The sequence below is a fragment of the Streptomyces sp. 1-11 genome, from assembly GCF_007176755.1.
Lineage (GTDB): Bacteria > Actinomycetota > Actinomycetes > Streptomycetales > Streptomycetaceae > Streptomyces.
Map to the genome: position 1 here is coordinate 164,486 of NZ_BJTV01000004.1, position 15,234 is coordinate 179,719.

Annotated in this window: 11 protein-coding genes; 8 read left to right on the top strand and 3 right to left on the bottom strand. The window is 73.5% G+C overall.

Annotated elements, in window-relative coordinates; genetic code table 11:
* Nucleotides 1–30 precede the first annotated feature (30 nt).
* The 5 genes from TNCT1_RS10465 to TNCT1_RS10485 all read left to right on the top strand — a co-directional run bounded on the left by TNCT1_RS10465 (nt 31) and on the right by TNCT1_RS10485 (nt 4,975).
* Nucleotides 31–870, top strand: coding sequence for a TIM barrel protein (locus TNCT1_RS10465; protein WP_143630586.1), 840 nt, complete (start codon nt 31–33; stop codon nt 868–870).
* A gap of 64 nt (nt 871–934) precedes the next feature.
* The gene (locus TNCT1_RS10470) at nt 935–1,825 is read left to right on the top strand and encodes a 2-hydroxy-3-oxopropionate reductase (protein WP_143630587.1); all 891 of its coding nucleotides are present in this window, start codon (nt 935–937) and stop codon (nt 1,823–1,825) included.
* A 172-nt stretch (nt 1,826–1,997) separates the two neighbouring features.
* Nucleotides 1,998–3,455: a catalase gene (locus TNCT1_RS10475; RefSeq protein WP_143630588.1), complete on the top strand. Its 1,458-nt coding sequence runs from the start codon at nt 1,998–2,000 to the stop codon at nt 3,453–3,455.
* Nucleotides 3,456–3,858: 403 nt separating this feature from the next.
* Nucleotides 3,859–4,092, top strand: a complete 234-nt coding sequence (locus tag TNCT1_RS10480) for a hypothetical protein (protein WP_143630589.1) — start codon at nt 3,859–3,861, stop codon at nt 4,090–4,092.
* Between the two features lie 160 nt (nt 4,093–4,252).
* Entirely contained in the window at nt 4,253–4,975 is a 723-nt protein-coding gene (locus TNCT1_RS10485) for a TIGR04222 domain-containing membrane protein (RefSeq protein ID WP_143630590.1), read from the top strand.
* A 75-nt stretch (nt 4,976–5,050) separates the two neighbouring features.
* Here the strand turns inward: TNCT1_RS10485 and gcl are convergent, their stop codons facing one another.
* Nucleotides 5,051–6,838 (bottom strand): glyoxylate carboligase, encoded by a 1,788-nt coding sequence (gene gcl, locus TNCT1_RS10490; RefSeq protein WP_143630591.1) that lies wholly within the window; start codon nt 6,836–6,838, stop codon nt 5,051–5,053.
* 304 nt (nt 6,839–7,142) lie between these two features.
* On the opposite strand from gcl, the gene TNCT1_RS10495 reads away from it, so the two are divergent.
* Nucleotides 7,143–7,805, top strand: a complete 663-nt coding sequence (locus tag TNCT1_RS10495) for a hypothetical protein (RefSeq protein ID WP_143630592.1) — start codon at nt 7,143–7,145, stop codon at nt 7,803–7,805.
* A gap of 19 nt (nt 7,806–7,824) precedes the next feature.
* Here the strand turns inward: TNCT1_RS10495 and TNCT1_RS10500 are convergent, their stop codons facing one another.
* Both TNCT1_RS10500 and TNCT1_RS10505 read right to left on the bottom strand, forming a co-directional pair.
* Nucleotides 7,825–9,435, bottom strand: a complete 1,611-nt coding sequence (locus TNCT1_RS10500) for an AMP-binding protein (protein ID WP_143630593.1) — start codon at nt 9,433–9,435, stop codon at nt 7,825–7,827.
* Nucleotides 9,432–11,105 carry an AMP-binding protein gene (locus TNCT1_RS10505; protein WP_143630594.1) on the bottom strand — a complete coding sequence of 558 codons (1,674 nt, stop codon included), beginning with the start codon at nt 11,103–11,105 and terminating at the stop codon, nt 9,432–9,434. Before TNCT1_RS10505 ends, TNCT1_RS10500 begins: the two co-directional genes overlap by 4 nt.
* A 126-nt stretch (nt 11,106–11,231) precedes the next feature.
* Between TNCT1_RS10505 and TNCT1_RS10510 the strand changes: the two genes are divergently transcribed.
* Nucleotides 11,232–12,068 (top strand): helix-turn-helix transcriptional regulator, encoded by an 837-nt coding sequence (locus tag TNCT1_RS10510; RefSeq protein ID WP_143630595.1) that lies wholly within the window; start codon nt 11,232–11,234, stop codon nt 12,066–12,068.
* Between the two features lie 168 nt (nt 12,069–12,236).
* Entirely contained in the window at nt 12,237–15,062 is a 2,826-nt protein-coding gene (locus TNCT1_RS10515; RefSeq protein ID WP_143630596.1) for a helix-turn-helix transcriptional regulator, read from the top strand.
* Nucleotides 15,063–15,234 lie beyond the last annotated feature (172 nt).

Consider the following 15,234-nt stretch of genomic DNA (forward strand, 5'->3'; position numbering starts at 1 on the left):
ATGGAATTACAGGAAGGGAGCGCCGCCCCCGTGGGATTCGCAGACCAGCGCTTCACCGTCAACCTGTCGATCCTCTTCACGGAACTGCCGCTCCTGGAGCGCCCCGCGGCCGCCGCCGCGGCGGGCTTCACGGCGGTCGAGCTGTGGTGGCCCTGGGTCGACTCGCCCACCCCCGAGCAGTCCGAGCTCGACGCCCTGCGGCGGGCCGTGGAGGACGCGGGCGTGCGGCTCACGGGCCTGAACTTCTACGCCGGCCGGCTGCCGGGCCCGGACCGCGGCGCCCTGTCGGTCCGCGGCGCGGAGTCGGAGCGGTTCCGCGCCAACGTCGACGTGGCCGCCGGCTTCGCCGCGTCCCTCGGCTGCACGGCGCTCAACGCCTTGTACGGCAACCGCGTGGCGGGCATGGACCCGGCCGAGCAGGACGCGCTCGCCCTGGAGAACCTCGCCCTCGCGGCCCGCGCGGCGGACCGGATCGGCGCGGTGCTGCTGGTCGAGGCGCTCAACGCGCCCGAGTCGCCGCTGTACCCGCTGGTGTCGGCGCCGGCCGCCGTGGAGGTCGCCGACCGGGTGAACGAGGCGACCGGGCTCGGCAACGCCACGTTCCTCATGGACCTCTACCACCTGGCCATGAACGGCGAGGACCTGCCGGCGGTGATCGAGCGGTACGCCGCGAGGACCGGCCACGTGCAGATCGCCGACAACCCCGGACGCGGCGCCCCCGGCACCGGCTCCCTGCCCCTGGAAGACCTCCTCGACCGGCTGGCGAAGGCGGGCTACGGCGGCTGGGTCGGCCTCGAGTACAAGCCGGGCGACTCGCCGAGCGCGGAGGCCTTCGAGTGGCTGCCCCGCGAGGCCCGCGCCGCCCGCTGAGACGACCCGGCCGGGGCCGTGCCCCGGCGCCCCGACCACTGACACAGCCAGAGAGGCACCTCCCATGAGCAACCTTCCCAAGATCGCCTGGATCGGCCTCGGCATCATGGGCTCCCCCATGTCCGAGAACCTGATCAAGGCGGGTTACGACGTCACCGGCTTCACCCTGGAGCGGGAGAAGCTGGACCGCCTGGCCGCCGCGGGCGGCACCGCGGCCGGCTCGATCGCCGAGGCGGTCCGGGACGCCGACGTCGTGATCACGATGGTCCCGGCCTCCCCGCAGGTCGAGGCCATCGCCTACGGCCCCGACGGCATCCTGGAGAACGCGCGGTCCGGCGCGCTGCTGATCGACATGTCCTCGATCACCCCGCAGACCTCCGTCGACCTCGCCAAGGCCGCCGCCGACAAGGGCATCCGCGTCCTCGACGCCCCCGTCTCCGGCGGTGAGGCCGGCGCCATTGAGGCGGTGCTGTCGATCATGGTCGGCGGCGAGCAGGCCGACTTCGACCAGGCCCGGCCCGTCTTCGAGGCGCTGGGCCGGACCATCGTGCTGTGCGGCCCGCACGGCTCGGGCCAGACCGTGAAGGCCGCCAACCAGCTCATCGTCGCGGTGAACATCCAGGCCTGCGCAGAGGCCGTGGTGTTCCTGGAGAAGTCCGGCGTCGATCTCAAGGCCGCGCTGGACGTCCTGAACGGCGGGCTGGCCGGCTCCACCGTGCTCACGCGCAAGAAGGACAACTTCCTCGCCCGTGACTTCGCGCCGGGCTTCCGGATCGACCTGCACCACAAGGACATGGGCATCGTCACCGACGCCGCCCGCAACGTGGGGGCCGCCCTGCCGGTCGGCGCCGTGGTCGCCCAGCTCGTCGCGTCGCTGCGCGCGCAGGGCGACGGCGGCCTGGACCACTCGGCCCTGCTGCGGGCCGTGGAGCGCCTCTCCGGCGCCCAGGTCTGACCCGCCCCCCTCGACTTCCGGGCCGCGGCGCCGCCGACACCTGTCCTGTCGCGCCCAGGCGGCGCCGCGGCCCGGAACCGGCTTCAACAAACTGTTGACGCCTCGTTCCCCCACTTCTAGGCTCCACGAAGCGGAAACAGGTTTCCGCTGACTCCCGCACGGAAGGTCCACGATGTCGAAGCGCGTGCTCACCACCGAGTCCGGCGCCCCGGTCGCCGACAACCAGAACTCCGCCTCCGCCGGCGTCGGCGGTCCGCTCCTGCTCCAGGACCAGCACCTGCTGGAGAAGCTCGCGCGCTTCAACCGCGAGCGGATCCCCGAGCGCGTGGTGCACGCCCGCGGCTCCGGCGCGTACGGCCACTTCGAGGTGACGGACGACGTCACCGCCTTCACGCACGCCGACTTCCTGAGCGAGACCGGCCGGCGCACCGAGGTGTTCGTGCGCTTCTCCACGGTCGCCGACTCCCTCGGCGGCGCCGACGCCGTCCGCGACCCGCGCGGCTTCGCGGTGAAGTTCTACACCGCCGAGGGCAACTACGACCTGGTCGGCAACAACACCCCGGTGTTCTTCGTCAAGGACCCGGTCAAGTTCCCGGACTTCATCCACTCGCAGAAGCGCGACCCGTTCACCGGCCGCCAGGAGCCGGACAACGTCTGGGACTTCTGGGCCCACTCCCCCGAGGCCACGCACCAGGTCACCTGGCTGATGGGCGACCGCGGCATCCCGGCGTCGTACCGGCACATGAACGGTTACGGCTCGCACACCTACCAGTGGACCAACGCCGAGGGCGAGGCCTTCTTCGTCAAGTACCACTTCAAGACGAACCAGGGCGTCCGCTCGCTGAGCAGCGAGCAGGCCGCCGAGATCGCGGGCAACGACCCCAACTCCCACCAGACGGACCTGCTGCAGGCCATCGAGCGGGGCGTGCACCCGTCGTGGACCCTGTACGTCCAGGTCATGCCGGCATCCGAGGCGGCCGACTACCGCTTCAACCCGTTCGACCTGACGAAGGTGTGGCCGCACCGGGACTACCCGCTCCAGCGGGTCGGCCGGCTGGTGCTCGACCGCAACCCGGACAACGTGTTCGCCGAGGTGGAGCAGGCCGCGTTCTCCCCGAACAACTTCGTCCCCGGCATCGGGCCGTCCCCGGACAAGATGCTGCAGGGCCGCCTGTTCGCCTACGCGGACGCCCACCGCTACCGCCTCGGCGTCAACCACACCCTGCTGGCGGTCAACGCGCCGAAGGCGACGACCGCGCGGAACTACGGCCGCGACGGCCTGATGGCGGTCAACTCCCAGGGGCGGTACGCCAAGAACTACGAGCCGAACTCCTACGACGGCCCGGTGGAGACCGGCCGCCCGCTGTCGGCCCCCCTGCCCGTGTCCGGTCACACCGGCACCCACGAGGCCCCGCAGCACACCAAGGACGACGACTTCGTCCAGGCGGGCGACCTGTACCGCCTGATGTCCGAGGAGGAGCGGCAGCGCCTGGTCGCGAACATCGCCGGCGGCCTCTCGCAGGTCTCCCGCGACGACGTGATCGAGAAGAACCTGGCCCACTTCCACGCCGCCGACCCCGAGTACGGCAGGCGCGTGGCGGAGGCGGTCCGCGCCCTGCGCGAGGACTGAGGGCCCGAAGACCGCGTCCGGGTCCCGGCGGGGAGGCCGGGGACCGGACGCACACGACCCGCTGCCGAGCGGTCCGGATGAGGGGTGACCTCTCGGTGCGGCGGGCAGAGCGAGGACCGCGGCGGCGCGCGAGCCAGTGCGGTGGTCAAGGACGCGGGTCCCCTTCTCGACCAGAGGGAAGGGTTCCCGGCTCCGTCGCGGCCGCCGCGGTCCTCCTGTCCCGGCCTCACGCTGAGGCCCCCCTGTCAGCCGTCCGGCGGCGCGAACGTCCTGTCGCGCCCAGCCTCGCGCCGTCGGACGGCCACCACACGGCACATGAGAGCGCCCCCGCCCCCGGGGGCGCTCTTCGCGCTGCCCCGGGCGCCGGCGTGCGCCTCGGCCGCGCCCGCAGGACGCTGGAGCCATGGGAAATCCGACGCAGTATCCGCACATCGTGGTCCACGCCCCGGCTCTGGACGGCTCCCGGCGGGTCACCGAGGGGGACGTGACCCTGGGGCTCGCCTCCCATCTGGACGACGTGGTGGAGATCCTGCGGCTGGCCGACCTGGACCGGATCGAGGTCGAGGAGAGCGACCTCGTCGAGTGGCAGGGCGGCGGGCCGGAGGACTGGCCCGGCCTGACGGAGCACGAGCTGTAGCGGCGCCGGGTACGGCGGTGGCCGTACCCGGCGTACGCCAACCTCAAATCAAGCTCTGAACAACGGCGCAGGGGCTTCTGGCGGCCGTCGCGGTCGGGCACATTGTCGGCACGCGGGGCCCGCCGGCACGGGGGCGGCGGGCCCCGTACGGGGGTGCCTCATGGACCGTACGTCGCCGCTGCTGCCGCCGGACCCGTGCGCGATCGCCCTGCTTCGGGGCGGCGACCGGGCCGCCGTGACCGTCGCCGTGCTCGCCCTGCACCTGCGCGGCGCGGTCGACGCGGGCCGGCCGGGAACACTGCGCAGGACCGGCGCCGCGGACGCCGGAGCCTTCCGCCATCCGCTGGAGAAGGCGGTCCGCACCGGCCTCTACCGGCCCGCCGGGCCGCGGGAGCTGACCGCCCGGGCGGTGGTGCGGCGGGCGCTGGCCAGGACGCGCGCCGAACTCGTGGCGGCGGGGCTGCTGCGGGCGCTGCCGCCGGGCCGCACCCGGGCCGGCCGCCGGCTCCTGGCGGAGTTGCGCGAGCGCCGTCCACTGCCGGACGGGCCGGACGGCCCGGGCGGTCCGGCGGAACAGGAGGTGCTGCTCGCCGTCGCGCTGCACGGCGAGCGCGCGCTGACCGCGCTGCTGCCGCGCTTCGCCCGCGACTCCGGGCTCACCGGCCGCGGTGCCCTCGCGGACGAGGGCCGGTTCCCCTTCGGCCGGGGCGGCGGCGTCCGCGCCATCGCCTACCACGGGGACGACAGCGGCGGGGACACGGACGGCCGCGATCACGGCGGCGGGAGCCACGGCGGCCACCACCACGGCGGCGGCCACGGTCTCGGCGGCCACGGGTCCGGGGGCCATGACTTCGGCGGTGGCTGCGGCGGCGGGTTCGACTGAGCGCCGCCGCCCGTGGCGCACGCCGAAGGGGCGGCCCGTCCCTGCGGACGGACCGCCCCTTCGGGGGCAGGCGGCTCAGGCCTTCAGCGGGCTGATCGCCGTCGGCGCGTGGCCGGGCTCGGTGGCGAGCTCCTCGAACTCGGTGATGTCGCTGATGTCCATGGTGCGGCTCATCGAGATGTTGGTGACCCGCTCCAGGATCGCCTCCACCACGACCGGCACCCGGTACTCGGCGGCCAGCTTCCTGGCCTGCTCGAAGGCGGCGCCCAGCTCGCCCGGCTCGGTGACCCGGATCGCCTTGCAGCCGAGGCCCTCGGCGACCTTGACGTGGTCGACGCCGTAGACGCCGATCTCGGGCGTGTTGATGTTCTCGAACTCCAGGTTGACCTGGAAGTCGATGTCGAGACCGAGCTGCGCCTGCCGGATCAGGCCCAGGTAGGCGTTGTTCACCAGGACGTGCACGTAGGGGATCCGGTGCTGGGCGGCGACCGCCAGCTCCTCGATCATGAACTGGAAGTCGTAGTCGCCGGAGAGGGCGACGACCGGGGAGTCCGGGTCGGCCTTGGCGACGCCGATCGCGGCCGGGACGGTCCAGCCGAGCGGGCCGGCCTGACCGCAGTTGATCCAGTGGCGCGGCTTGTAGACGTGCAGCATCTGCGCGCCGGCGATCTGGGAGAGGCCGATGGTGGTGACGTACCGGGTCTCCGGGCCGAACGCCCGGTTCATCTCCTCGTACACGCGCTGCGGCTTCATCGGCACGTCGTCGAAGTGGGTGCGGCGCAGCAGGGTGGCCTTGCGCTCCCGGGTGGAGGCGACCCACTCGGCGCGGTCGGGCAGCCGGCCGTCCGCCTTCAGCTCCTTGGCGGCCTCGACGAACAGCTCGAGCGCGGCCCTGGCGTCGGAGACGACGCCGTAGTCAGGCGGGAAGATCCGGCCGATCTGGGTGGGCTCGATGTCGACGTGGACGAACGTGCGGCCGCGGCGGTAGGTGTCGAGCTTGTAGCCGGTGTGGCGGTTGGCCCAGCGGTTGCCGATGCCGAGGACGAAGTCCGACTCCAGGAAGGTGGCGTTGCCGTAGCGGTGCGAGGTCTGGACGCCGACCATGCCGGCGTTCAGCTCGTGGTCGTCGGGCAGCGCGCCCCAGCCCATCAGGGTCGGGATGACCGGGGTGCCGGTCAGCTCGGCGAACTCGGTCAGCAGGTCGCAGGCGTCGGCGCCGATGACACCGCCGCCGGCGACGATGACCGGGCGCTCGGCGGCGAGCAGGAAGGACAGGGCCTTGTCGATCTGGGCCCGGGTCGCGACGGGCTTGTGGACCGGCAGCGGCGCGTACGTCTCCGGGTCGAACTCGATCTCCGTCTGCTGCACGTCGATCGGCAGGTCGATCAGGACCGGGCCGGGCCGGCCCGAGCGCATCAGGTGGAAGGCCTGCTGGAACACGCCGGGGACCTGCGCGGCCTCCATGACGGTGACCGCCATCTTCGTCACCGGCCGGGCGATGGAGGCGATGTCGACCGCCTGGAAGTCCTCCTTGTGCATCACGGCGGTGGGCGCCTGGCCGGTGATGCACAGGATCGGGATCGAGTCGCCGATGGCCGAGTACAGGCCGGTGATCATGTCGGTGCCGGCCGGCCCGGAGGTGCCGATGCAGACGCCGATGTTGCCGGGGCGGGCGCGGGTGTAGCCCTCGGCCATGTGCGAGGCGCCCTCGACGTGGCGGGCGAGCGTGTGGTGGATGCCGCCGCCCTCCTTCAGCGCCTTGTAGAACGGGTTGATCGCCGCGCCGGGCACGCCGAAGGCGTCGCTGACGCCCTCGAGCTTGAGGATCTCAACTGCCGCGCGGGCAGCGGTCATTCGGGCCATCGAGTACTCCTGCTTCGGCTGTCGGATGCGTACTCCCGTCGCGCCCCGCGGTGAGCACTGTCTCCAGGGTCGTCACTTCTGACGTCGATACGTTTTCCGTGCTGTTTTCCGTAGCATTTTCCGCATTACGGAAGACAACTTCTACTATCTGGAATCAATGTAAGGTGACGGCCGGGTGCCGTCAAGAGAGCCGGGGCGCCGCGGGGAGCCGGGCCGGACAGCGGCGCCAAGAGCCGGACAGGCGGGCGGGGATGGAGGACGATGGGGGCGCTGCCCCGAAGCGACGCCTGGGAGTGGATGGGCGATGCCCGAGAGCGTTCCGCTGCACTGTCCGGCCTGCCGGCGCGAGCACGTCTACACCGCGCCCCCGTACCCCTGCGCCTGCGGCGCGCCCAGTGCCCCACGGCTGGACGCGGCGGCCGGGCCCGCCGTGCTCGCCCACCGCGCCTGGGACGAGGAGTGGGTCGTCGTGCGCTGCGCCGCCTGCGGCCGCCGCAACCAGTGGCCGCACCCCGAACTGGGCTGCCCGTGCGGCACGGTGCTGCGCATACCGGTGGCCGGGACCCCGTCACCGGGCCCCGGCCACCGTGCTCCGGCGCGGTCCGCCGCCTCCTCCGCGCGGGACGCGGTCACCGCCGCCGTGCTGTGCCTGCGCCGGCTCGGCCACCGGGACATCCGGCGCGCCGGCCGGCGCCCGCCGGGCGGCATCGGCCTGGCCGCGCCCGGCCTCCTCGTGCGGGTCGACCCGGCCGGGCGCCCGGCCACGGCGCGGGACGTGGAGTGTCTGTGGCTGACGGCCATGACGGAGTCCGCCGACTGCGTCTACTTCTCCCGTGCCGGCTACACGGGGGCGGCCCGCGGCCGGGCCGACGCCCTGGCCGTCCCGCTGTTCGCCCTCGACCGCGACGGGACGGCCACTCCGGTGAACGGCCCCGGCCGGGACCTCGCCGGCCCCGGCCCGGCCTGAGCCGCCGAGTCCCCCGCCGTCAGCTGCCGTACGTCCGCCGCAGCTCCACCTTGCGCACCTTGCCCGAGACCGTCATCGGGAAGTTCTCCAGGATCTGCAGCCGGCTGGGCACCTTGTAGTGGGCGAGGCGGTCGCGGCAGAAGGCGTGCAGCTCCTCCAGGGTGAGCGGGTCCGCCGGGTCCAGGGGGATGACGCAGGCCAGGACCTCCTCGCCGTACCTCTCGTGCGGAACGCCGACCACCTGGACGTCCCGGATCTTGGGGTGGGCGTAGAGGAACTCCTCGATCTCGCGCGGGTAGACGTTCTCGCCGCCCCGGATGATCATGTCCTTGATGCGGCCGACGATCTCGACGTACCCGTCCTCGCGCATCACCGCCAGGTCGCCGGTGTGCATCCAGCGGCCCGCGTCGACGGCCTCGGCCGTCTTCTCCGGCTCGTCCCAGTAGCCGAGCATCACGCTGTAGCCGCGGGTGCACAGCTCCCCCGCCGTGCCGCGCGGCAGGGTGACCCCGGAGACCGGGTCGACGACCTTGACCTCCAGGTGCGGCAGGACCCGGCCGACGGTGCCGGTGCGGTGCTCGAGGTCGTCCTCGACGCGGGTCTGCAGGGAGACCGGTGAGGTCTCGGTCATGCCGTAGCAGATGGAGACCTCCGCCATGTGCATCTCGGCGACCACCCGCTTCATCACCTCCACCGGGCAGGGCGAGCCGGCCATGATGCCGGTGCGCAGGGAGGAGATGTCGTACTCGGCGAAGCCGGGCAGGTTCAGCTCCGCGATGAACATGGTCGGCACGCCGTACAGCGAGGTGCAGCGCTCCTGCTGGACGGCCTCCAGCGTGGCCGCCGGGTCGAAGGAGGGCGCCGGCACCACCATGCAGGCGCCGTGGGAGGTGGCCGCCAGGTTCCCCATGACCATGCCGAAGCAGTGGTAGAACGGGACCGGGATGCACACCCTGTCCTGCTCGGTGTAGGCGACCAGCTCGCCCACGAAGTAGCCGTTGTTCAGGATGTTGTGGTGGGAGAGCGTGGCCCCCTTCGGGAACCCCGTGGTGCCCGAGGTGTACTGAATGTTGATCGGGTCGTCGCAGGACAACTCGGCCTCACGGGCCCGCAGTTCGTCCTCGTGCACCGCGGAGCCGCGATCGGTGAAGGCCGCCCAGCCCGGATCGCCGATGTAGACGGTCTCCTTCAGCCGCGGGCAGCGGGTCCGGACCTCCTCCACCATCGCCCGGTAGTCGCTCGTCTTGTGCCGGACGGAGGCGAACAGCAGGGTGATGCCGGCCTGGTTGAGGACGTACTCGACCTCGTGCGTGCGGTAGGCCGGGTTGATGTTCACCATGACGGCGCCGACGCGTGCGGTGGCGTACTGCACGAGCACCCACTCGGCGCAGTTGACCGCCCATATGCCGACCCGGTCGCCCTTGGCGACGCCGGCGGCGAGCAGCGCGCGGGCCAGCCGGCCGACGTCGGCGGCGAACTCGGCGTAGGTCCAGCGCCGCCCGGCGGACACGTCGACCAGGGCCTCGCGTCCGGGCCAGGCGGCCACCGCGCGGTCGAGGTTGGCGCCGATGGTGTCGCCGAGCAGGGCGGTGGGGCCGGTTCCGTGCGTGTACGACAGTTCCGAGGTCACCGGAAGTCCTCCTCGCGGTACTCGTGGTCGGAGCCGGCGGCGGTGGCCTCGCGCAGCTCGATGCGGCGGATCTTGCCGGAGACGGTCTTGGGCAGCGCGGCGAACTCCAGCCTGCGCAGGCGCTTGTAGGGGGCCAGCACCTGGCGGGAGTGCTCGAAGAGCACCTTGGCCGTGCCGGGGCCGGGCTCCCAGCCCTCGGCGAGGACCACGTACGCCTTGGGCACCGCGAGCCGCAGTTCGTCGGGGGCGGGCACGACGGCCGCCTCGGCGACGGCCTCGTGCTCCAGCAGCGCGCTCTCCAGCTCGAACGGGCTGATCTTGTAGTCGGAGGCCTTGAAGACGTCGTCGCTGCGGCCGATGTAGGTCAGGTACCCCTCGGCGTCGCGGGACGCGACGTCGCCGGTGCGGTAGTAGCCGCCGGCCATCGCCTCCGCGGTGCGGTCGGGGTCGCCGTGGTAACCCGTCATCAGGCCCACGGGACGCTCGGACAGGTCGAGGGCGATCTCACCCTCGTCGGCGCCGGGGGCGCCGGAGACCGGGTCGAGCAGCTCCACCCGGTAACCGGGGCTCGGCCGGCCCATGGAGCCCGTCTTCAGCGTCTGGCCGGGGCTGTTGGCGACCTGCACGGCCGTCTCGGTCTGCCCGAAGCCGTCCCGGATCGTGACGCCCCAGGCCCGCCGGACCTGCTCGATGACCTCCGGGTTGAGCGGCTCGCCCGCGGCGACCACCTCGCGCGGCGGGGTGGCGAGCTGGGTCAGGTCGGCCTGGATGAGCATCCGCCACACGGTCGGCGGCGCGCAGAAGGTGGTGACGCGGTGCCGGTCCATCTCGGCCATCAGGCGGGCGGGATCGAAGCGCGTGTAGTTGTGGATGAAGACCGTCGCCTCCGCGTTCCACGGGGCGAACAGGTTGGACCAGGCGTGCTTGGCCCAGCCGGGCGAGGAGATGTTCAGGTGCACGTCACCGGGCTTGAGGCCGATCCAGTACATGGTGGCCAGGTGCCCGATCGGGTACGAGGTGTGGGTGTGCTCGACCAGCTTGGGGCGGGCGGTCGTCCCGGAGGTGAAGTACAGCATCAGCGGGTCGTCGGCCAGGGTGGGCCCGTCGGGGACGAAGTCGGCGGAGGCGGCGTACGCGTCCTCGTACGGCTCCCAGCCCTCCTCCGGCAGCCCGCCGACGGCGATCCGGGTGTAGGCGCCGGGCACCTCGGCGAACTTGGCGGTGTCCTCGGCCCGTACCAGCACGTGCTTGACCCGGCCCCGCTCCACCCGGTCGCGCAGGTCGGCCGGGCCGAGCAGCGGGGTGGCCGGGATGACCACCGCGCGCAGCTTCATCGCGGCCAGCGCGGTCTCCCACAGCTCGACCTGGTTGCCCAGCATGACGAGGATGCGGTCCTCGGCGGCGACGCCCCGCGCCCGCAGGTGGCCGGCGACGCGGTCGGAGCGCTCGGCCATCTCGGCGAAGGAGACCCTGGTCTCGGTGCCGTCCTCCTCGATGATGTGCAGCGCCGTCCGGTCGTTGCCCTCGGCGATCACGTCGAACCAGTCCAGCGCCCAGTTGAAGTGCTCGGGGCGCGGCCAGGCGAAGCCCTCGTAGGCGCGGGTGTAGTCCTCGCGGTGCTCCAGCAGGAAGTCCCGCGCGGTCCTGAAGACCTCGGTCGCCGTCGTCATCGGTGTCCTCCTAGAATCCGGACCATTGCCGGGCGGCTCTCTGGCATCGTCTAATCCGTGATGCAGGTCTCACTACCCCCGAACGGGGGTGTGGTCCACGGTGAGCCGCGCCGAAGGAGCGATGAGGTGGCAGCAGAGGCCGTGGCGACGACGGAGATACGCGGTGCGCTGGCCAGGCTGCGGCACGCCACGGGGCTCCCGGTCGCCTTCGGCGGACTGGTCGAGGCGGGCCGGCCGCAGATCCGGATCAGCGAACTGAGCGGCACCCACACCGCCGCCCTCCGATCCCTCGCGGTGACCTCCGGCAACGGGCTCGGCGGCAGGGCGGTGGCGCTGGCCCGGCCGTGCGCGGTGACGGACTACGCCGGCTCCCGGCAGATCAGCCACGAGTACGACGTCCCGGTGGCCGCCGAGGGCATCCACTCGGTGCTGGCGGTGCCGGTGGTGGTGCGGCGCCGGGTGCGCGGGGTGCTGTACGGCGCGCTGCGCTCGGCCCAGCCGCTCGGCGACCGCGCGCTGGGCGCGGCGGTGGCGGCGGCCCGGGACGTGGAGCAGTCGCTGGTGGTGCGGGAGGAGGCGCGGGGGCTGCTCGCGGCGGCCCGGACCGAGCCCGCCGGCGGGCGCCGGACGGCGGAAACCGGCCAGGAGCAGGTGCGCGAGGCGCACGCGGCACTGCGCGCGCTGGCGCCGCGGATCACCGACCCGCAACTGCGCGCCGAACTGCTGGCGGCCTGCGGGTTGCTGACCGCGCCCCGCCCGGCCGGCGGCGCGAGCCTGGCGCCGCGGGAGCTGGACGTGCTGTCCTGGGTGGCGGCGGGCGCGACGAACGCGGCCGTGGCCGAGCGGCTGGGTCTTCGTCCGGAGACGGTGAAGGGCTATCTGCGCTCGGCGATGCGGAAACTGGGCGCTCACACCCGGGGGGAGGCGGTGACCGCGGCACGCCGGGCGGGGCTCCTGCCGTAGAGACCGGCCGGCCGGCGGTGCTCGTAAGGAAACCTGCCCATTGTTGTGGCCATGCTGCGAATTTTTTCCTGCGCTTGACCGTTTGTTATTTCCCTCACCACGGCTTCCGTCCGAATTTCAAGGATCGTTGCCTAGAATTTGGCCCGGACACGAGACAGGAGGGGAGCGGTGACCGTGCGACGGGACTTCCAGGAGTCGGTGCGATGCCGTCCCGACCTGGTCATCGGCCGCGAAGAGCTGTTCGTGAGCGCGCGGGACCGACTCGACTCCGGTGGCAGCGTGCTGTTGCACGGCCCCGCCGGAATAGGGAAATCGACGGTCCTGCGGGCATTGGCCGAGGAATACGGCGCCACCGCGCGCCGGGTCCTGCGCTGCTCGGCGACCGAGTCAGAATCCCACCTTCCGTTCCTGGCCCTCGCCGACCTCCTCGGCCAGGCCCTCGACGAGGTCGCCCCGCGGCTGCCCGCCGCTCAGCTCACGGCCCTGGAGTCGGCGCTCACCGGCCGCGGCGAGTCCAGCCTCCAACGCGACGGCCTCGCCCTGCGCCTCGCCGTGCTCTCCGCGCTGCGGGCGCTCGCCGACCGGGGCCCGGTCCTGATCGTCGCCGACGATCTGCAGTGGCTGGATCCGGCCAGTGCCGAACTGCTCGGCTTCGCCGCGCGCCGGCTCGGCGACACCCCCGTGCAGATGCTGTGCGCGGTGCGCACCGAGGACGAGGCCTACGACCGCCACCTGCGCGCCTGCCCGCCGGACACCCTCTCGGTGCGGCTCGGCCCGCTCTCCCGCACCGAGCTGACCACGCTGCTGAACCACCGCGGCTACGACGGCCTGCCCCGCTCCACGGTCCGGGAGGTGCACCGCACCAGCGGCGGCAACCCGCTGTTCGCCCTGGAGCTGGGCCGCGTCCTGGCCGAGAACCCGGCCCCGCCCCGGCCGGGCGAGCCGCTGCCGGTGCCCACTTCGCTGCGCGCCCTGGTCCTCAGCCGCCTCGACCTGCTCTCGGTGGAGGCCCGCCGCACCCTGCTGCTGGCCAGCGCGGGCGCCCGCCCCACCCTCGCCCTGCTGCACGCGGCCGGCCGGGAGAACGCCGAGGCCGAGTGCGCCCAGGCCGCCGAACTCGGGCTGCTGGCAACGGAGACGGACGACCCGGCCGTGCGGTTCGCGCACCCGCTCATATCCGCCGCCCTGTACGCGGAGGCGCCCGCGCAGGAGCGGCGCGCGGTGCACGCCGCACTGTCGACGGCGGCCTTCGACCCCATCGAACGGGCTCGGCACCTGGCCCTCGCCACCACCGGCACCGACCCGGACGTGGCCGGCCGGCTCGCCGGCGCCGCCGCCCTGGCCCGGGACCGCGGGGCGCCCTCGGTGGCCGCCTCGCTCGGGCTGCTGGCCGCCCGGCACACCCCGGCCGGCGGCGAACCGGGGCCGGACGAGCGGCGGCTGCGGGCCGCCGAGGACGCCATCACGGCCGGCGAGGCCGACCTGGCCCGGGACATCGCGCGCGAGGTGCTCTCCCGGGCCGTGCGGCCCGCCGAACGGGTGCGGGCGTGGATGGTGGTCATCGAGTCGGCCGGGCAGGCGCTCGGCGACGTGGACGCCGTCTTCCCGCAGGCGCTGGCCGACGCCGGCGACGACCCCAGACTGCTCGCCCTGGTCCGCTACCAGCTCGCCTGGCGCGCCCTGGTCGTCGAGGGCGACTTCACCGAGGCCCGCCAGGAGGCCGCGCACGCCGCCGAACTGGCCGCGCGGGCCGGCGACCGGCGCACCGAGCTGATGGCGCGCGCCTTCCAGGCCTCCACCGAGACCCTGATGGGCCACCCGGACGCCGCCGCCACCACCCAGCGGGCCCTGGAGGAGCCGCAGGACCCGTACGTCGCCTGCCACCACAACGGCGTCGGCTACGCCCGCTACCGCTGGCTGCTGATGAGCGACCAGCTCACCGAGGCCCGGGCCACGATCACGGCGCTGCTGCGCGAGGTGCGCCGGCGCGGCATGGTCGAGAGCGAGGTGCACTACCTGCGCATGTGCGCCGAGACCGAGCTGCGCGCCGGTCACTGCGGGCGGGCCCTGGACCTGTCGCGGGAGAGTCTGCGGCTGGCCCGGGACGCGGGCATCGGGGAGAGCGCGTCCGCGATGCTGGCCTCGCTCGCCGAGGCGTCCGGGGGCGACACCGAACGGGCCCTGGAGCTGGCCCGCGAGGCGGTCGGGCACGCCGAGGAGGACGGCGACCAGATGTACCTCTCCCGCGCCCTGGCCGCCCTCGGCTACGCCCAGTTCGTCGCCGGGGACGCCCGGGCCGCCGTGGAGTCGCTGGGCCGGGTGCGGGAGCTGGAGCTGGGGCTCGGCATCACCGACCCGGCGCGCGGCCGCTGGCACGGCGACCTGGCGGAGGCCCTGGTGCTGGTCGGGGAGCCGGGCCAGGCGCAGCAGGTCATCGACGGCGCCCGGGCACACGCCGTCAGGCTGGGCCGGGAGAGTGTCCTGGCCGTCCTGGACCGGGCGGAGGCGCTGGTCCGGGCGGCCCGCGGCGACCACGAGGCCGCCGTCGCCCGGCTGACGTCCGCTCAGAACCGGCTCGGCAAGCTGGGCAACGGTCTGGAGGAGGCCCGGGCGGCGTTCGCGCTGGCCCGGCTGCGCGCCCGGAACGCGGAGAGCCCGGCCAGGCGCAGGGCGGCGTACGACGAGGCGGTGCGGCTCTTCCGGCGCTGCCGGGCGCTGCCGTGGCTGCGCCAGGTGGACGAGGCGCTGCGCGCCCCGCAGCCGGAGCCCGCGCCGCCCGCCCGGGACCCCCTGGACGCGCTGGACGGTCTGGCCTCGATGGAGCGTCAGGTCGCCGCGCTCGTCATGGAGGGCGCCACCAACCGGGAGATAGCGTCCCGGCTGTTCGTCAGTGTGAAGACGGTCGAGGCCACCCTCACCCGGGTGTACCGCAAGCTGGGGATCCGGTCGCGCGTCGACATCGTCCGATTGGCGGCGGCTCGCCGAGCGCGGTGAGCGGGGCGCTAGTTAACTGAGCCGGACCGAGGGTTTTCCCTCACCCAACCCCCTAGGGGGTTCCCTCATTGGGAGCCGGGGGACCCGGGTCCTAGCGTAAAGGGCGTGCCGCTCGCCCGGGCACACGGGGTCGGTCCCTCCCCCAGCCGCTCGGTCTCGCCCGAGCAGGGGG